General features: G+C 38.5%; 17 protein-coding genes and 1 pseudogene. 6 read left to right on the top strand and 12 right to left on the bottom strand.

Annotation, left to right across the window (positions count from 1 at the left end; genetic code table 11):
* Positions 1-154 precede the first annotated feature (154 nt).
* A complete protein-coding gene (locus tag JCM9140_RS01865) occupies positions 155-961 on the bottom strand; it encodes a S1C family serine protease (protein WP_034741556.1) in 807 nt (268 codons plus the stop codon).
* Between the two features lie 33 nt (positions 962-994).
* Entirely contained in the window at positions 995-1,966 is a 972-nt protein-coding gene (locus tag JCM9140_RS01860; protein ID WP_034741553.1) for a 2-hydroxyacid dehydrogenase family protein, read from the bottom strand.
* 145 nt (positions 1,967-2,111) lie between these two features.
* Here JCM9140_RS01860 and JCM9140_RS01855 point away from each other — a divergent pair, with 145 nt between their 5' ends.
* The 3 genes from JCM9140_RS01855 to JCM9140_RS01845 all read left to right on the top strand — a co-directional run bounded on the left by JCM9140_RS01855 (position 2,112) and on the right by JCM9140_RS01845 (position 3,817).
* Positions 2,112-2,459 (top strand): YojF family protein, encoded by a 348-nt coding sequence (locus JCM9140_RS01855; protein WP_034741550.1) that lies wholly within the window; start codon positions 2,112-2,114, stop codon positions 2,457-2,459.
* A gap of 14 nt (positions 2,460-2,473) precedes the next feature.
* Positions 2,474-3,139: a bacillithiol biosynthesis deacetylase BshB2 gene (bshB2, locus tag JCM9140_RS01850; RefSeq protein WP_034741547.1), complete on the top strand. Its 666-nt coding sequence runs from the start codon at positions 2,474-2,476 to the stop codon at positions 3,137-3,139.
* 156 nt (positions 3,140-3,295) lie between these two features.
* Entirely contained in the window at positions 3,296-3,817 is a 522-nt protein-coding gene (locus tag JCM9140_RS01845) for a GNAT family protein (protein ID WP_034741543.1), read from the top strand.
* Positions 3,818-3,925: 108 nt separating this feature from the next.
* On the opposite strand, the gene JCM9140_RS01840 is transcribed toward JCM9140_RS01845, so the two are convergent.
* The 3 genes from JCM9140_RS01840 to JCM9140_RS01830 form a co-directional block, all read right to left on the bottom strand.
* Entirely contained in the window at positions 3,926-4,522 is a 597-nt protein-coding gene (locus JCM9140_RS01840; RefSeq protein WP_034741541.1) for a DUF8580 domain-containing lipoprotein, read from the bottom strand.
* 70 nt (positions 4,523-4,592) lie between these two features.
* Positions 4,593-5,051, bottom strand: coding sequence for a divergent PAP2 family protein (locus JCM9140_RS01835; RefSeq protein ID WP_034741538.1), 459 nt, complete (start codon positions 5,049-5,051; stop codon positions 4,593-4,595).
* A gap of 67 nt (positions 5,052-5,118) precedes the next feature.
* Positions 5,119-6,009, bottom strand: coding sequence for a DUF4349 domain-containing protein (locus JCM9140_RS01830; protein WP_052001995.1), 891 nt, complete (start codon positions 6,007-6,009; stop codon positions 5,119-5,121).
* Positions 6,010-6,167: 158 nt separating this feature from the next.
* Here JCM9140_RS01830 and JCM9140_RS01825 point away from each other — a divergent pair, with 158 nt between their 5' ends.
* Positions 6,168-7,706 carry a hypothetical protein gene (locus tag JCM9140_RS01825; protein WP_034741535.1) on the top strand — a complete coding sequence of 513 codons (1,539 nt, stop codon included), beginning with the start codon at positions 6,168-6,170 and terminating at the stop codon, positions 7,704-7,706.
* 57 nt (positions 7,707-7,763) lie between these two features.
* Here JCM9140_RS01825 and JCM9140_RS01820 read toward each other — a convergent pair whose 3' ends face one another.
* The 3 genes from JCM9140_RS01820 to recQ form a co-directional block, all read right to left on the bottom strand.
* Positions 7,764-8,096, bottom strand: a complete 333-nt coding sequence (locus tag JCM9140_RS01820) for an SCP2 sterol-binding domain-containing protein (protein ID WP_034741533.1) — start codon at positions 8,094-8,096, stop codon at positions 7,764-7,766.
* Positions 8,097-8,353: 257 nt separating this feature from the next.
* Positions 8,354-9,202, bottom strand: coding sequence for a DegV family protein (locus JCM9140_RS01815; RefSeq protein ID WP_034741530.1), 849 nt, complete (start codon positions 9,200-9,202; stop codon positions 8,354-8,356).
* Between the two features lie 75 nt (positions 9,203-9,277).
* Positions 9,278-11,389: a DNA helicase RecQ gene (gene recQ, locus JCM9140_RS01810; RefSeq protein ID WP_052001994.1), complete on the bottom strand. Its 2,112-nt coding sequence runs from the start codon at positions 11,387-11,389 to the stop codon at positions 9,278-9,280.
* Between the two features lie 83 nt (positions 11,390-11,472).
* Between recQ and JCM9140_RS01805 the strand changes: the two genes are divergently transcribed.
* Positions 11,473-11,730 (top strand): hypothetical protein, encoded by a 258-nt coding sequence (locus JCM9140_RS01805; RefSeq protein ID WP_156314717.1) that lies wholly within the window; start codon positions 11,473-11,475, stop codon positions 11,728-11,730.
* A gap of 136 nt (positions 11,731-11,866) precedes the next feature.
* Positions 11,867-13,456, top strand: a complete 1,590-nt coding sequence (locus tag JCM9140_RS01800) for an ABC-F family ATP-binding cassette domain-containing protein (protein ID WP_034741524.1) — start codon at positions 11,867-11,869, stop codon at positions 13,454-13,456.
* Positions 13,457-13,533: 77 nt separating this feature from the next.
* On the opposite strand, the gene JCM9140_RS01795 is transcribed toward JCM9140_RS01800, so the two are convergent.
* The 4 genes and pseudogenes from JCM9140_RS01795 to JCM9140_RS01780 form a co-directional block, all read right to left on the bottom strand.
* Positions 13,534-14,139: a DedA family protein gene (locus JCM9140_RS01795; protein WP_034741521.1), complete on the bottom strand. Its 606-nt coding sequence runs from the start codon at positions 14,137-14,139 to the stop codon at positions 13,534-13,536.
* A gap of 51 nt (positions 14,140-14,190) precedes the next feature.
* The gene (locus tag JCM9140_RS01790) at positions 14,191-14,391 is read right to left on the bottom strand and encodes a DUF6501 family protein (RefSeq protein WP_034741517.1); all 201 of its coding nucleotides are present in this window, start codon (positions 14,389-14,391) and stop codon (positions 14,191-14,193) included.
* Positions 14,392-14,653: 262 nt separating this feature from the next.
* Positions 14,654-15,910 carry a 2-oxoglutarate dehydrogenase complex dihydrolipoyllysine-residue succinyltransferase gene (gene odhB, locus JCM9140_RS01785; RefSeq protein WP_034741514.1) on the bottom strand — a complete coding sequence of 419 codons (1,257 nt, stop codon included), beginning with the start codon at positions 15,908-15,910 and terminating at the stop codon, positions 14,654-14,656.
* Between the two features lie 15 nt (positions 15,911-15,925).
* Positions 15,926-18,768 (bottom strand): annotated as a pseudogene (locus JCM9140_RS01780) (2-oxoglutarate dehydrogenase E1 component).
* Between the last annotated feature and the right edge of the window lie 116 nt (positions 18,769-18,884).

Here is an 18,884-nt window from a genome sequence, read left to right as displayed (position 1 = left end):
TACGCACTTTTTCAGTGGCCTCAAATAGAGGTAGGGACGAGACCCCACAGGCGCACCCGCAATGGAACAAGCATTGATAGAGGACGTAGCCCATAGAAACAAAAAGGTCTAGAAGTAATTTTTGACAAAAAATGATCCTAATAGAAACGATGCATCACTCTATGTTTCTCTCTAGTAGGCGAGCTAATTCCGCCATTTCATCTACGATTATTTCGATTGGAATCGCTAGTCCATGTCCTTCTTCTTGGCTCCCAATTGATGGAACGCTTCTCGCATAAACAACCCCTACCACTTCCCCTTGTTCCGATAACACAGGGCTTCCACTATGGCCAGGAAAAATCGCATTCGATATTTTTAATACTTGATACGGTTCTTCATCGTTTAGAACTTCACCCTCATTGACAATTTGCGTTTGTGATAATGGACTGCCAATCACATATATTTTTTCTTTCTCAATGGCGTCTTCTTGACGTATCGGCAAATAAGGAACTTCTTCCGCTTCTATTTTTAATAAAGCGACGTCAAGCTCTTCCTTTGATTCAAGAACCTCTGCATGAAAAATATCCCCAGTTGGAAACACAACGGCAAGTGGTGCACGGTTATGAATAACATGATGATTCGTTAAAATATAGCCATCCTCTGAAATCGCAAAACCAGTTCCTCTCCCGCCGTTTCCTTGAATGGTGACGACAGCCTCCTTAAAATCAGCAATGTGCCCATGTTCACTGACAATTTCTTCAGACGTTCTGGCAAGTTCACGTGAATCTGCTGAAAATAAATTCAGCCAAATGTTGGCTACTTGCATGATTAAAAGAAGAGCTAGCCCTAAGCCAATAAATCGAAAAACTAGCTTCTGTGAATGTTTTTTCTTTTTCTCCTCTTCTGTCTCTTCCTCGTCAAAAAGAAAATCCTCAGGAGTTGGAACATACTCCTCTTCTTCTGGACGTTTATCATCTGTCATGAGATCACCTTCTCATCAAGCTGTCAGTATTTGTTACGATTTAACTTGGTTAACTGGTGTGTTAGGCTTTCCACCTTGTAAAACGGAGATAATGTTATCTGCCGCCATTTCAGCCATCTCGCGTCTGGCTTCTACTGTCGCATTTCCAATATGCGGGGTAATAATAACGTTGTCTAATGCTTTCAAACCTTCTGTAACAGATGGTTCAAATTCGAACACATCAAGTCCAGCCCCTGCAATTACTCCCTTTTCTAAAGCGGAAACCAAAGCTTCTTCATGAACAAGTGGTCCTCTTGCAAGGTTAAGGAGTAATGCTTGTGGTTTCATGCTAGCTAGTTCCTCTTCACCGATAAAGTGGTGCAAAGATGGATGATAACTCATATGTAAACTAACAACATCAGCTTGTTTAAGAAGCTGTTCCTTTTCAACATATGTACACTGTAATGCTTGTTCCTCATCTTCGGATAAGCGCGTTCGATTATGATAAACAATCTTCATCTCAAAAGCCTTTGCCATTTGAACAACTTTCTTTCCAATGTTCCCCATTCCGAAAATTCCAAGTGTCTTTCCTCGAAGTTCCGTTCCTAAGTGAAACAAAGGAGCCCATCCTTCAAATTTCCCGGATCGTGTTAAACGATCTCCTTCAACTAGCCTTCTTGCTAATGAAATCAACAGACCCATCGTAAGTTCTGCTGTTGCATACGTTGAAACAACGGGAGTATTGGTTACATGTATATTCTTTTTTGTCGCTGTTTCCACATCAATATTATTAAAACCAGCACCATAGTTTGCAATGATTTTTAAATCTGGTGCTGCTGCCTCCATAACGTCTTGATCAATGGTGTCAGACAATATCGATAAAATAGCTTCTTTTCCTTTAACCATCTCTACGATTTCATTTTTACTCATAGGTGTGACATCATCATTCATGGTTACTTGAAAATGTTGACTAAGCTTTTCATAAGCTATTTCCGGAATTTTCCCTAATACGGCTACTTTTTTCAAGTTGAACACATCCTTTCTTCCATTATCTTTTTAGTTTATCAAAAAAACGCCGTGATGACACTTTTTTACACTAAGACGATATATTGGTCGTTCCTTTGAAATTGCTTTATACTAATGGGAAAGAAATAAAAAGTAGGAGGAACACATGGAGGTCATAAATTTATCCAAAGTGCAAAGCATAATTGATTCATTTTCCAAGCAAGATGTTTACTTACATTTAGAAACAACAAATGGAGCTTATGCGTCCCATAATGATACATCTTTTTTCTCTGCGAGTGCTTACATACGAAATGCAAACATTCAATATGAGCATGGAAAAATTGTTGGTGATGGTCCATACCGAGTTGGACTAAAGCTTGAAATTGGCTGGGTTTATGCTGAAGGGCTAACCCATTTTGAATTAGATGATCAACATCGTTTGCTTCTAGCAGGACATGGGAATGATGGAAAGCTTGCTGTTGCCTTACAAATTAGCCAAACACCTTTTGAATAGAAGGGACTGATAATATGAAAAAAGAACGACAAATTTTAGTAATCTTCCCCCATCCCGATGATGAGACATTTGGAGTAGCTGGAACCATTGCAATGCATGTAGCAAACGGAACGCCGGTTACATATGCGTGTTTAACATTAGGAGAGATGGGGAGAAATTTAGGAAATCCGCCATTTGCAACGAGAGAATCGTTACCAACCATACGAAAAAAAGAGCTTATAAAAGCAGCCGAAGCAATGGGCATTGACGATTTACGTATGTTAGGATTCCGTGACAAAACATTAGAATTCGAAGATGATGAACAAATGGTTCAAATGATGGAGCAACTCATTAAGGAGGTAAATCCTTCATTGCTAATTACGTTCTATCCTGGGTATTCTGTACACCCAGATCATGAAGCAACAGCACGGGCAGTCATTGAGGCAGTCCAGCGCTTAAAAGAGAGTGAACGCTCTACAGTTCACTGTGTTGCTTTCTCAAACAATCATGAACAAGAAATTGGTCCTGCAGATGTTATAAACGACATCTCTTCCTTTGCAGAACAGAAAAAGGCCGCTATGCGCGCCCACCTGTCCCAAACAGAATGGCTGTTAAAAGATTTGGAACCAAAGTGGGATAGCGGGGACGCTGAAGCATTACAATGGATTCAAACAGAACAATTCTGGACGTACCGTTTTTAAATTCTGGCCAATCCTTACACTTTCAGGTTGTCGAAAAGATCGATAAGGGTCTTTTTTCGGCAACCCTTTTTAATTTGCAACTGGACTTGCACGTTTTCACTTCTACCTTTATAATATATAACTTGTGTAACGGAAGATAGATAAAGAGGTGATTCGGTGCTTTTAACAAAGTTAGGGGCCAAGGAGGAAAAAAAGGACCCTGAGGAAGTAGAGCAAGATTTAGAAAATCTAGAATTTCAATTGTTTCGTATGCAAGCTAATGTCAAAGAGATTGCAAAAAAAAGACAAATACTAGGAATTGAACAAACGAAAGAAGAAAAATGGGTGATTGTGTCTATTGTAGATGATGGGCATGCGTGTAAAATCATGCTTAATGACTGTGAATCCGCGTTTCGTGGTAGCTGGGACTTTTCCATTCAAGCAAAGTATGAAAATGGTTCAACGATTTTCATTGGCGACATAAAAGGCGAAGAAAACAAAGGCTACGGTTCGATTTGCATGGATTACCTAAAAGAACATGCCAAAGAACAAAACGTCCAATACATCAAAGGCGACCTAGCCAAACGTGATTGGGATCATCTTGACAGACTCATCCATTTTTATGAGAAACATGATTTTGATGTTCGTGTTGACCACGAGAATCAAAGTGGATCCATTGTTTGCCAGCCCCATTTTTAAGATGGGGTTTTTTGATGCAACATTATTTTTTATGCAAACACAATCCCCAAAAAGTTAAAACGAAACTTTTTGGGGATTGAGGTCGATTAATGCTTAGATCAAGTATTTCTAAAATTCAACTGTTTGTAGCATTGCCCACATACTTGGCTCAATACCTTCGACTGCTTCTGTTTGTGGAAGAAAGAGCGTAAATTGAAGCAAATGTCCATTATATTCTTTTGCTACATGCATAATCATGATGCTTTCGCTTCCATCCTGACTCTTTTCAACTAAAGCATATTCCGTATCATCTAAAGGAACATCCTCCGCCTCTTGAATCGGTCCAGTAGCATGATTCATAATATCTTCTCTTAGGGATTGGGCATCATACGTTTCATGAACCGTAATACGTGTAAAAAATTGACGATCAAACGTTGATAAAATGACGTCTCGATTTGGCTCTTCACTATCCAACAGATAGCCTTCTTGCAAAATGTAAATAGAATACCCTAACCCGCCTCTATGGAACTGAGCATCCCTCATTTCTGTTTCACCCTCAACGAAAACAGAAATCGGTTTGATTTGCGATGCATCACTTGAAAGAGAATCCTCCAAGTTGTTTTCTTCCTTTTGATTACTCATAGTAGGAGTATGTTCGTTATGTTCTACACCACAAGCAAATAAAAGAGAGCTTATAAGCAAAGTCACAAAAGTTAATCGTTTCATTTATCGTTCCTCCAAAAATGTAGTGAATGTATCTCACATATAGAACGACAAAAGATCCAAAAACGTTTCGCTATTTTCCAGTTAACAGATGACCTAATGTGCCTGTCACAATTCCTAACAGAGCTCCCTCCAAAACTTCCTCAGGCATATGACCAAGTCTTTCACGTATTTTCACACTTTGATTTTCGCTTTTAGCGGGATCATGCATTCCTGTTAATCGTTGTAACTCTTCGTCCATGTCATTCACTTTAATCGTTAGTTCACCAGTTTGTCTTCTAATTCCTTGTGCATCATACATAACAATTAATCCAAACACCGTCGATAGTGCAAAATCAACTGAGGGGATACCTCGTTCTAATGCAATATAGGTGGCTAGTGCTGTTACACCTGCAGAGTGAGAACTTGGCATTCCTCCTGTTTCAAACAATATCCCAGTATCCCATTTACCTGTTTTCCACTTATTTATTGGTATTTTTAATGATTGTGCAATTCCTATTGTTGTTAGTGCCGTAATCATTGGTCGATTCATCTATTTCACCTCATCTATATCGTTTGAAATGTTTCGATGAAGTATGCATGTCAGTCGTATCTAAACCCTATTTCTTACCTTTGAAGTCAATGGATCCACCTTTTTTCTTTTTCTTGTATAGAATTAGGAAGAAAATGACCAGGAAAACCGGTATGAATACAGGACTTAATCCGATTAAAAACACAACGAAGCTAGAAAAAAAGAATAAGCATGTATTTATAGTATCAATAAAAAGCTTTTTTGAACGCTCCCACGTTTGCAATGATTCATTTTGAATCGATGACGTCCCAACTGACACTTCTTGGATCGAAATCGTTATTGTTGAAAGGGCGACTTGATTTTTCAGAACATTTTTCCTTCCTATTAATTGCTCCATTTCTTCTTGAACCTTTGCTAACTCTGTTGAGATTTTTAATAAATTTTCAGTGTCATCCGCTTGTTCCATAAAGGTTAATAACCGCTGTTCCACTACCTTTTTGGCTTTTAAACGTGCCTCTATGTCTACGTACTCTTCAGTCACATCCGTTCCATGTGTACTATGTTCCACTACCTTCCCGTCGGTTTCCTTTACAAAGTTGACAAATGATTGAAATGCCTGTTCAGGAATTCGTAGAACAATCGTACCAACTAACGTTCCTTCTTCAAATTCACTCTGATGTGATTCAATTAAATAACCACCTAACTCGAGTGCCCGGGCTTCAATTTTATCGTGCAACATCCGATAATTTTGCGTTTCAATGGTTACATAGCTTTGATAGGCAACCATGCGATCATTGTCTGCTACTCCTTGAATGCCTGTAAAACTTGTTTCCACTTCTCCCTCTACGGCAACATCAGCTGATTCAGCTACAATCGCTCCATCATGAGAGTAGAATTCATTTGCTTCATTTTGGTTACTACAGCCACAAAAAACAAATACTATAAAAATCAGAGCAAACCATCCTTTTCGTTTCCTCACTCTATCCACCTCCATCTATGAGACGTTGGATAAAGATGAATTGTTTCAGTCTGAAAAATTTACTATTCTGTCAACTGTTTGTATAGGCTTACAAACATTTACTCTTTTCATCGTTTAAGGTAAGCTTTATTAGCAAATTGAAAGAAGGAGTATATATTATGGAGATTGTCGAACAAATTACACATTTACAAGTTTTAAATCAGTTTTGGATTTTGCTTTTTTTCCTAGTTCCAATGGTTTTGATTTCAAGAACTGTGGTAGCCGGAACACGATTCTCACCCGTTCTTATCATTGTTATATTCGGGTTACTACTTGGATTTTTATTAGTTAATGTGGGGATTGCCACTCCGGGATTAACTGAATTCCCTTTTGTTGATTTAATGGCACGAACGACGATTATTGCATTAATTGTCTCATTCTTTGTCGGAGGGCAGGAATTACGAAAGATTCTTGCAAATAAGCAATTAGAGGTTGAGGATATCGTTGTACCATCGGATGAAGAAACGATTCTTGGTACATCTAGAACTCAATTCTTTTATATTGTTCGCGCCTTTTTCTTATTATTAGGGATTGAAGGGTTTACGAGAATGATATTAGTTGGACAAGCAGCTGAAGGGCTTGCGCTTTACAACCCTCTTATTGCTTATATTGGGCTTATTATTGCTGTTATCTTAATTGATAACAAAGCAACAATCAAGAACAAACACCGATATATTCGTAAAGGACTACTTGAAATTGGTCTCATTATTGTTGTGTTACTCATTTCTTATTATATCGCTCAAATCTTTGCAACCATTATTGCTTTGCCACAAATTTTCTTTGCGATGATGATGGCTGCAGCACTTGGCGCTATTTTTCACAATTGGACATTCGGTCCAACGGTTCGTGCTTTGCTATTTGCAGGGATTCCAGTCGTACTAGCAGCGAACTTCATGGTCGGGGGGTCACGTATTGGAGATGCCTTTACGATTGAAGGAATGAATTCTGTTTTGGCGTACGGATTTTTCGGCCAATTGTTTTGGATGTTTGGTGGGATAGCTCTTATTATGCTCATAGCCAAAACAGCAAACGCTAGAAATTTAGCACCAGGGATGGCTGGATCTCTTTCCCATTCTGGATTAACAGGCGCGTGTACAGCAGGTGATTTCGGAAAGGTTGCTGCACAAAGGGCACCAATTATGATTAACATTCCATTTTTCGGACATATTTTTGTTTTCTCTATTCTAGCGATTAGTGCGGAACGAGGTTCTTTATGGATTGGCCCCGCAGCCATTTTAGTCGCCATTGGTGTGGGATTAACCGTTCTTGCTCTTATAAACCTACGGAAAGCAAATGGAGATGACCGTAAAGAGGTTAAAGCATTAATGCAGTTTTCTTTCGGTTGGCAAATTTGTGCTGTTTTTGGAGGACTAGCGCTTTTAACTATTAGTACGATGTCCTTTGAGTATTCAACAATGGCTCAAACTTCAGCCATCTCTCATTTTGGCTTATTTGCTGCGATTCAAGGGGAGATGTTTGGAGTTGAAGCAGCATTATTAATTCCATTTATTTTCTCTATGCCATTTTTAGTGCATCCACTTGTTTTCTATATGTTCGGCAAAGCTATGGAAAATGATGGGGAAATGCCCATTAAACCTGTATATATTTTAGCTTTAATTGGTGTTATCGGTGTGGCATACGCATTGCTGTTTGCTTAATTACTTATTTTTCAACAGGAAAGCTATCGTTATCTTAGGATGCTTTCCTGTTGTTTTTTATATGGACTGATACTTTCTTACTAGCTCCTGCAACTTTAATGCAAGACCAATCTTTCCATCTACTTTTACTTTTCCTGTCATAAAAGCCATTGTCGTATTTAACTCATCCTTTAATAATTTCATTAAATCCCCTTCGGACAAAGTCAGAGTCAAGTCTGGTTCCACCTTTTTTTCTTCATACAATGTAATACTGCCCTCTTCTATAATGATCTGAACAGAGCGATCGTTTTTTATATCAAATTGAAAGCCGCGCCTTTTCTCTTCAGCAATGTGTTCTGGATGATTGTTCACTTTGTTGACGAACAATTTCATCTCCTCTATCGCACTCATCTAATCCCCTCCTTTCTTGTCTATAGATATTCAACTTTTATGTAAGCGATTCCTTTTTTTGTTTTGAATAGAATTCTCTGTCTATAGAGACAGTATAAAGAAGGAGGAGATGAGGAAATGGAAACGATGCGAATCTTACAATATGTTTGCTCTTTTTTAGGAACTGGCTGTCTGATTTTTTGTTATATCCAAATGGCTAAAACAAGCCAAAATAAAAAGAGTGACTCCTAGTTGAATCACTCTTTTTTATACGCTTGTTACTCTTTATCTTTATAATACATTAAAGCAATAGCACCAGGGCCAGTGTGTGTGCTAATGATCGGTGAGGTCTCCGTAATGGTTACAGGAACATGCTTTACTTGTTGAAGAGCATCTCTCAATTTATTCGCTAATGATGCTGCCTCAATATGAGCAATTCCCACTGCTTTTACTTTAAAAGCCTCTGTCTCTTCAATAAATTGCTTTTTAAAGTAATCAATCATTTGTAGATGCGTCCGGACTTTCGTAACCGGTGTATATACACCATCAGCTAAAGAAGCAATAGGTTTTATTTTCAATAAAGATCCTAATAACGCTTTTCCACGGCCAATTCGTCCGCCTTTTGCAAGATATTCAAGTGTATCAACCATGAGATATAACGAAGTATTAGCCCGTATTTCACCTAACCGTTCTACAATTTCACTCACACTAGATCCATTTTGAGCCATTTGTGCCGCTTCCACAACTTGAAACCCTAAGGCATGTGAAATGAACTCAGAATTGATGACGGTCACGTTATCCCCAACCATATCTCCTGCGGTCCGAGCCGAGTTAAACGTACCACTCATTCCCTCAGTTAAGTGAATTGAAATAACATTTGTAACACCCGGCTCGTCTAAAAGTCGACGATACGTTTCCTCAAAATACCCCACAGATGGTTGCGAGCTTTTTGGCAACTCGGCAGATGAAGTTAAGATATTGATAAATTCTTGCTTTGTGATATCAACTCCATCTAAATACGTCTTTCCATTTACTGAAATAGATAAGGGTACAACCTCAATACCGTATGTCTTGATAATGTCTTCTGTTAAATCACATGTTGAATCCGTTACAATCTTAATTGTCATTTCTACATTCCCCTTTATCACTAGTACATCTTTCTGTGCTTATATACATTGTGTTTATTTTACCATACATCACTTCTACTTCCCTAAAATAAAACGAATTTCTTGATACGTAATCTCCTCTGGTAAAGCTTCTTTAATCGGTTTGAGGAATTCTGTCCCCACCTCTTTAGCTGCTTTTAATATGAGTTGTTTATGCTCTTCCTTTACTAAATCAGATAAGTTCAGGTTCATACCCTCTTGTTCCGCTCTTACAAGGTGCTTGATAATCGTTTGTTCTGTTAGAGATAGCGTGTTCACCAATTGTTCAATTGTTTCGCCTGCTTTAAAACGTTTGGCAGTCTCCACGTATTGTCCTTTTTTGCTTTTTCGTTTGATTGTTGTATCTCCTGCAATGGCTCCACTTGATTCAATTTGATTAAACGTTGTTAGTACGTCCAAAAAGATCTTTCCGTATTTCTCTTTTTTCTGTTCCCCTACCCCAGAAATCGTTGCAAATTCTTCTATCGTTTGTGGAATAAAGCGACTCATTTCTTTAAGCGTACGATCAGAGAAAATCATATATGGCGGAATATTACTCTCTGTCGATAGTTGTTTTCGTAAATCACGTAACGCCTCAAATACTTCGTCTTGTTCCTGCGGTTCTTCTGGAGAAATCGTTTCTGTAACATAAAAATGTTCTTCCCCTTTTAAGATCGGGAGTGTTTTATCTGTCAACTGAATCGTTGGATAGGTTGTACCAGTTGGTTGCAAATACTCTTCCGCAGTTAGAACATCTATCAACTCTACTACATCTTTTTGAGTCCAATGACTTAGAAGACCGTATGTTGTTACTTTCGTTAATTGCAACTGTTTAAGTTTTTGATTGCTCGAACCAACTAAAATTTGAGCAATCATCGTTTTCCCAAAACGTTCTCTCACTCGCTTAATAGTCGAGAACACCATTTGAGCCTCTCGTGTTCGATCGATTTTCTCACCGGTTTGCATACAGTTTGAGCACTTACCGCAAGTCTTAGTTGTATTTTCACCAAAATAGTGCAAAATATATTGTTGCAAACACCTTTCTGTATGACAAAAACCAGTCATTTGTTGCAATTTTTTGTATTCCATTTCTTGTCGGTCTTCTGTACGATCTGACTGCTCAATTAAAAAGGCCTGAGTTCGAACATCTTGTGGACTAAACAATAAGACGCAATCACTCGCCTCTCCATCTCGGCCAGCTCGTCCTGCTTCCTGGTAATAGGCTTCAATGGTTCTTGGCAAGTTATAGTGTAAGATATAACGGACATTTGATTTATCAATCCCCATCCCGAACGCGTTTGTTGCCACAATTATCTTCGCTTTATCATGAATAAACGCTTCTTGAGCAGCTGAACGGTCTCCTTCGTTCATCCCTCCATGGTAACAAGCGACATCAAATTTTTTGACTTGAAGATCTTGGTAAATCTTTTCTACCTCTTTCCTTGTTGATGCATAAATGATCCCAGACTCATTTTTACGTGATGCCAAAAACGCATGCATATATTTTTGTTTATTTATACCTTTTTTCACTTCAAATCTTAGATTGTCCCGTTCAAATCCAGTTGCTATAACATTTTCTGTATTAATTTGCAAAAATTGTTGCAAATCTGCACAAACTTGTTGTGTCGCTGTTGCTGTCAAGGCAAGCACCGTTACGTTTTGAGGTAGTTGCTCTAACCATGAAGTGATGTGCAAATAACTAGGCCTAAAATCATGTCCCCATTGAGACATGCAATGCGCTTCATCAATGGCTACTAAGGAAATAGATGTGTTAGCAAGAAGGTGCTGAAATTGTGGATGTGTTAACCGTTCGGGTGCTACATAGACGAGCTTATAGTACCCTTCTTTGATTTGTCCAAGCCTCTTCCTTTCTTCAGTCGCCGTTAATGTACTATTTATATATGTAGCCTTTATATCAAGCTCATGTAACGCATCAACTTGATCCTTCATCAGAGAGATCAATGGAGAAATAACCAAAGTAATACCTGGTAACACTAATGCCGGAATTTGATAACAAAGGGATTTCCCTCCACCGGTTGGCATAATTCCAATCGTGTCCATCTGGTTTAGGACATTTTGAATGATTCGTCCTTGTCCTTCTCTAAAATCATCATACCCATAAATCGTTTTTAACTTTTCTTGAGCTAGTTGTAGCATTGTCTGTTCCATCATTGTCCCCCTTGTTTTGAATGATAAATCAATCTTTGGACATTTTAAAAGTAAACACTTACTTTAGAGGTGATAAAATGAACATGACATTAAAACAAAAAAATACATTCTGTTTAGTGATCGTTTCATTAATTATGTTGGCACCTATCTTTATCATGTTGTTTACAGGTGAACGCTTTGTTACAGCCATTCGGCTTTTCCCACTAGATTTTTCACTTTACTTTGCTGTTCTATTAGGTGCAATCATTGTTAATTATTCGATGCGTTCGACTAAATTATTAACAATTACGATGCTTGCGACTGTTGGTGGCTTAGCTGTTTATTTTTTCTCATATATATAGGTCTTATTTATCGTACCATGTCGAAAAGAATCGGTCGAGAGAGCTTTCTTAGAAAAAAAACGTTAGAATACTAGCCCCTTGTCTACAATGAATGGTATAATTCATTCGATTATGGACATTGGAGGCATACATATTTATGATAACTGTTACAAATGTTGGACTGCAGTACGGAGACCGTAAATTATTTGATGAAGTTAATATTAAGTTTACACCAGGAAATTGCTATGGGTTAATTGGAGCAAATGGAGCTGGGAAATCTACCTTCATTAAAATTCTTTCAGGAGAGATTGAACCGCAACAGGGTGATGTTCATTTAAAACCGGGTCAAAGACTTGCTGTATTAAAGCAAAATCATTTTGAATACGAAGAAGTTGAGGTTTTAACGACTGTCATTATGGGACATGCTCGTTTGTACCAAGTTATGCAAGAAAAAGATGCTATTTATATGAAAGAGGAATTCTCTGACGAAGATGGCATTAAAGCTGCTGAACTTGAGGGAGAATTTGCTGAAATGAACGGATGGGAAGCCGAGTCTGAAGCTGCCATTCTTCTTAAAGGTCTTGGCATTACAGAGGAATTCCACACGAAAAAAATGGCTGACTTATCTGGATCAGAAAAAGTGAAAGTTCTTCTTGCACAAGCTTTATTTGGTGAACCTGATGTGTTGTTACTAGATGAGCCGACGAACCATTTAGACATCAAAGCGATTGAATGGCTAGAGGAATTTTTAATTAATTTTGAGAATACCGTCATTGTTGTTTCACATGATCGTCACTTCCTTAACAAAGTTTGTACGCATATTGCTGACTTGGATTTTGGAAAAATTCAAATTTACGTCGGGAACTATGATTTCTGGTATGAATCCAGTCAGTTAGCTCAAAAAATGGCACAAGATCAAAACAAGAAAAAAGAAGAAAAGATTAAAGAGTTACAAGGCTTTATTGCTCGATTTAGTGCAAATGCTTCAAAATCCAAACAAGCAACATCACGAAAGAAGTTATTAGACAAAATTGAACTTGATGATATTAAACCTTCATCACGTAAATATCCATATGTACATTTTGGACTAGGTCGTGAAATTGGAAATGATGTGTTACGAGTAGAAGGCATCACGAAAACAATTGATGGCGAAAAAGTACTAAACAATGTTAGTTTTACGATGGATAAAGAAGATAAAATTACTCTTGTAGGCGATAACGAAATCGCGAAAACGGCCCTTTTCAAAATCTTAACGGGTGAAATGGAACCAGATAGCGGAACATACAAGTGGGGCGTTACAACATCTCAAGCTTACTTCCCTAAAGACAACTCTAAGTTCTTTGAAGGAAGTAACTTAAATTTAGTGGATTGGTTACGTCAATATTCACCTGAAGATGATAGTGATACATTCCTACGTGGATTTTTAGGTCGCATGCTGTTCTCCGGAGACGAAGTGAAAAAGAAAGCAAATGTGTTATCTGGAGGAGAAAAAGTTCGCTGTATGCTATCGAAAATGATGTTAAGCGGAGCAAATGTTCTTCTGTTAGATGAGCCGACGAACCACCTTGATTTGGAGTCGATTACAGCAGTGAATAATGGTTTAATTAATTACAAAGGTGCCATGATCTTTACATCTCATGACCATCAGTTTAATGAGACGATCGCCAATCGGGTTATTGAATTAACAGCAGATGGGGTCGTTGATAAGCAAATGACGTTTAATGAATATTTAGAAACAATAAAATAATTTGGACAATAGGGTGGCGTAAAACGTCATCCTATTTGTACACTGAACAGAACACGAAAACAGCTATCAGCTAATCATTAAGACATATGACGCTGACGCTGTTTTCGTCTTTTGATGAATTGCACAACAATGATTACTGCTAAAACAGCAAACAAGGCATAAAGTAACTGTTGAACGAACGACGTCCAGTCTGTTATCGATTGACCATAATAAAAGCCTATAAAGAAATAAATAGATAACCAGATAAAGGCTGAGCTAAATCCAATCAAGGCAAAGAATCGGTACGTAATACCGGACATACCGATACTAAATGGTACAGCGTGTCGAATAAATGGGAAAAAGTAACTAAAGCTTGCAGCTTTTAATCCGTATTCATCAAGTAGTTCTCTACCTTTTTCAGCACGAGAATGCCAGATTGATTGTTTTCGATGATCAAAATGCGCATGCTGATTTACAGCATATCCGATGACGTACAAAATGGTTCCATGGAGCAAAATGCTGCTGAAAAGAATTAGAAATGTTGGCAACGGATCTAACAATTTGGTTGTTGCTAATAATCCACCACTCATTAAAAGAATTTCATTTGGAACAGGAAAGAAAAACAACCCTACTGCAACGATAAAAAACAACGCAATGTATCCATATTGCCTAATAAAATCAATAAAAATGAAATAATCCACCATATAATCCCCCCTTTGTCCAATGATCAAAAAAGAAAGACAGCCTTCGCTGCCTTATCCTTTGAAGTAATCTTTATAATACCCGCCAATTTTACCCGTATTATCAATCACAAAATAAAATTCTTCCGTTTCATTTTTTAATTCATATGCTTTCCCTGCTGTTAACGCACGATTAACCATATATTTTTTTGCATCTGTATGAACACATTCAATGGTACGAATTGTTTCTTTATTTGCCCATGTTTGATGAATCATTGTACTCAACTCACTTTCATCTCATTCTATATGTATGTTTCCATTATACTGTCAACTACGATAAATGCCAACTTAATTAAACTTTGTTACAAAATTTTAATAATTACAAGCTGTTTTTCGCATACTTTGTTGTTTTGGGGCTGCCTGTTCACATGTTCGTTTCATTGTGCCCTTCTCAATAGGAGGAATACGATTTGCAACAATCTTTAACGAAACAGCCAATAAAAAAAACGAGGCCGACTATACGTCAGCCTCGTTTTTATTAGCCCTCTAAAAGAAGGGATTCTGGGTCTTCTAGTAGTTCTTTTATTTTCACAAGGAAACCTACTGCTTCTTTCCCGTCAACAATACGGTGATCATAAGAAAGTGCAATGTACATCATTGGGCGGTTTTCAAAACGCTCTTGATCAAGCGCTACTGGACGCCATTGAATTTTATGCATTCCTAAGATTCCAACTTGAGGAGCATTTAAGATAGGTGTAGACATTAATGATCCAAATACCCCACCATTTGTAATGGTGAACGTTCCACCTTGTAAATCAGAGATCGATAATTTATTATCGCGAGCTTTCTTACCTAGCTCACCAATTCCTTTTTCAATACCGGCAAAACTTAGTCGGTCTGCATCACGTAATACAGGAACAACTAATCCTTCATCTGTTGATACTGCACAACCGATATCGTAATATTTCTTAATAAGCAACTCATCGCCTTGAATCTCAGCATTAAGAAGCGGGAATTCTTTTAATGCTCCAACTACTGCTTTTGTAAAGAAAGACATAAAACCAAGCTTTACGCCATTTTTATCAACAAATGCGTCTTTACGACGGTTACGAACATCCATTACAGCTGTCATATCCACTTCATTAAAAGTCGTTAACATTGCTGCAGTTTGTTGTGACTCTACTAAACGTTTCGCAATTGTTTGGCGACGGCGAGACATTTTTACTCTTTCAACTGGCTTAGCTGGATCATCTGAAGCCACTGGTGCAGCTGGGCTCTTTTTCGGAGCAGCTGGTGCCTGCGATGGTTGAGCTTGTGGTCTCGAACCATGTGTTTCAACATCTTGTTTGCGAACACGTCCTAATGGGTCAGCTGTAGAAACAGCACTCAAATCAATCCCTTTTTCACGTGCTAATTTTCTAGCTGCTGGTGAAGCTAGTGGACGATCTGTTGAAGATGCTGAAGTCGCTTCTTCTTTCGCAGCTGGCACTGTTTCTTTTTTCGGCTCTTCTTGAGTAGCCTCTGCTTTTTCTTCACTAGTAGCGCTAGTAGCAGCACTACCAGTTTCATCAATAACAGCGATGACTTCGCCAACTTCTACTGTGTCACCAGGTTCTCTTTTAAATTCCTTAATCACACCAGAATGCTCAGCAACAATTTCAATGTTTACTTTATCTGTTTCCAGTTCTGCAATGTACTCACCTTGGTTAATTTGATCCCCAACTTGTTTTAACCATTGAGCTATCGTTCCTTCTGTAATCGACTCTGCAAGTTCTGGTACTTTTATCTCAATCACGGAAAAGGCCTCCTCTTATTGTTTACGTGTCAATGATTCTGTTACAATACGTTCTTGCTCTTTTTTATGTGCGACTGGGTCACCCTCTGCAGGACTTGAACGGTGCGTTCTTCCAATGTAACTAACCGCTGTTCCTTCAGGTGTAATTTCACGAATTCTTGATTCAATAAACGGCCATGCGCCCATATTTTTTGGTTCTTCTTGTACCCAAACAATTTCTTTTGCATTACCAAAGCGAGCAAATAGTTCTCTTATTGGCTTTTTCGGGAATGGATAAAGCTCTTCAACCCGTGCAATGTGCAACCAATCCCAATTTTGATCACTATTTTTTTGAATTCGATCCGCTAAATCAATTGCCACTTTTCCACTACACAACACAATACGCTCAACCTTTTCCGGGCTGTCGCCTAGTCCAACTTGTTCAAAAACAGGCTTGAACTCGCCATCCGTAAATTCATTATGACTAGATGCAACAACTTGGTTACGTAATAAACTCTTAGGTGTCATGATAATAAGTGGACGAACGGAATCTTTTTCAAGGATTTTCGCCTGTCTTCTCAAAATATGAAAATATTGAGCTGCCGATGTACAGTTAGCTATCGTCCAGTTGTTCTCCGCTGCTAAAACGAGGAAGCGTTCTACACGACCACTTGAGTGTTCTGGCCCCTGTCCTTCGTATCCGTGTGGCAATAGAACGACAAGACCTGATTTTTGCCCCCATTTTGCTCGACCAGCTGAAATCCATTGGTCAAACATGACTTGAGCACCATTGGCAAAGTCACCAAACTGAGCTTCCCATAAAACAAGTGTTTCTGGTGCTTGCACATTATAGCCATATTCAAAACCAACAACCGCTTGCTCTGAAAGTGGACTATTGTAAACAGCAAATGACGCATTGGCCTTATCAAATGTTTGAAGAGGTGTATGCACATCATTTGTTTCACGGTCATGTAACACTAGATGACGGTGAGCAAAGGTACCACGTTCTGAATCTTGCCCCGTTAAACGGATCGGCGTACCATCATGTAAGATTGTAGCAAAGGCTAATGTCTCTGCTAACGCCCAATCCACTTTCGCCCCTTCTTCAAATGACTGAAGACGTCGCTTCAAAATTTTCTCCAACTTGGCATTGGCCTTAAACGACTCCGGCCATGCTAACAGTTCATCATTAATCTCTTTCAATGTATTGAAAGGAACACTCGTCTTCACTCTTGGTAAACCATTAACAACATAGTCTGGCGGAGACATTTCTTTTGGTTGATTTGTCTTGTTAGCAATAACATCATCATATTGCGATTGTAAGTACTCTTGTGTTTCGTTATCTAACGTATCCCCATATGTTTGTTCAACAACTGATTTTTCAGCAAGCTGGTCTGCATAAATTTTGCGAACCGTTGGGTGCTTGCGAATAATCGCATAAGTGGATGGTTGTGTCACAGCTGGCTCATCCATTTCGTTGTGCCCGAAACGACGATACCCAATAAGGTCAATTAGGAAGTCTTTCTTAAACCGTTTACGGTATTGGACAGCAAGATGAATTGCTGCTAAACACGCTTCTGGGTCATCAGCATTGACATGGACGATTGGGATTTCAAATCCTTTCGCTGGATCACTCGCATATGTAGTAGAACGAGAATCATACGTTTCTGTCGTGAAGCCAATGTTGTTATTTGCAATTATATGAAGAGACCCGCCAGTCTGATAACCTTTCAATCTGCTAAGGTTCAAGGTCTCTGTGACAATCCCCTGTCCCGGGAATGCTGCATCCCCATGAATTAAGATTGAATAAGCTTTCGACACGGACTGTTCTGGGAACCCTTTTGATGTCCGTACTTCTTGAGCGGCACGTGCATATCCTTCAACAATCGGACTAACAAATTCTAAATGACTTGGATTATTTGCTAATGAAACCGTAGCTTCAGCTGTATTTTCTTCTCTTATTTGACGATCTGCACCTAAGTGGTACTTCACATCTCCTGTCCAACCGTTGATTCCTGCTGACACTCCAGCTGGATCTAAATTTTTGCTCGGTGCATATAAAAACTCTGAGAAGATCATTTTATATGGCTTGCTAAGCGTGTGGGCCAAAACATTTAAACGACCACGGTGGGCCATCCCAATTAATACATTTTGAGTTCCTTCATGAACGACTTCACGAACTGCCTCGTCTAACATCGGAACTAGCATATCTAGTCCTTCAATCGAGAAACGCTTCGCTCCGACAAAGGTACGATGAACGAACTTCTCAAAACCTTCTACTTGTGTTAGTCTCGTTAACAGATTTACACGTTGTTGTTTGGTTAAATTCGGAACGTACATACCGGACTCAACCATTTTGATTAACCATTCTCTTTCTTCCATATCGTGAACATGGTTAAATTCAAAAGCGATTGTCTTTGTATAAACATCTTTTAAGTAATTAATCGCATCCAAGCCATTTTTTACATGGGCTGGAGCGAACTCACAGATCATTTCAACCGGTACTTGCTTCAGAAAATCTTCTGTTAGGTTATAATGACTTAACTCTAAAATTTGCGGATGATCTGATTTAGGGAAAATTGGATTAATATCCGAAACCAGATGTCCTTTTCTTCTAATCATATCTGCTAGTTTAACTGCATTAACATAATTCCTAACCATATTAGGTGAGGCAGCAGAAACACTTGGTCAGCACTTGTACTGGATTGACTTTCGTTATCAGAAGGCGGTGGACCCCAAATATCAAATAACTCTCGTAAATCTTCTTCTACAGCTTCTGGATTTTTAGAATACTCTTCGTAAAGCTCAATTGCTACGCCAAGATTTGGACCATGAAACCCTTGCCATGGTTCTTCCGCTTTGTGCCCCTTGCTTGACATAAGATGATTACCTCCTAGTTTAACTTCAAGTTAAATCTATGATTTTAAAATTGTAACGCTTTCATTACCATTTTAACATAATTGTCACATTTGTTAAAGAATTTCTATCGTTATTC

The organism is Halalkalibacter wakoensis JCM 9140, from assembly GCF_000513095.1.
In the GTDB taxonomy this organism is placed as follows: Bacteria; Bacillota; Bacilli; order Bacillales; family Bacillaceae_D; genus Halalkalibacter; species Halalkalibacter wakoensis.
Note: the sequence above shows the minus strand (reverse complement) of the source record. Positions and strands in the feature narration are given on the sequence as shown.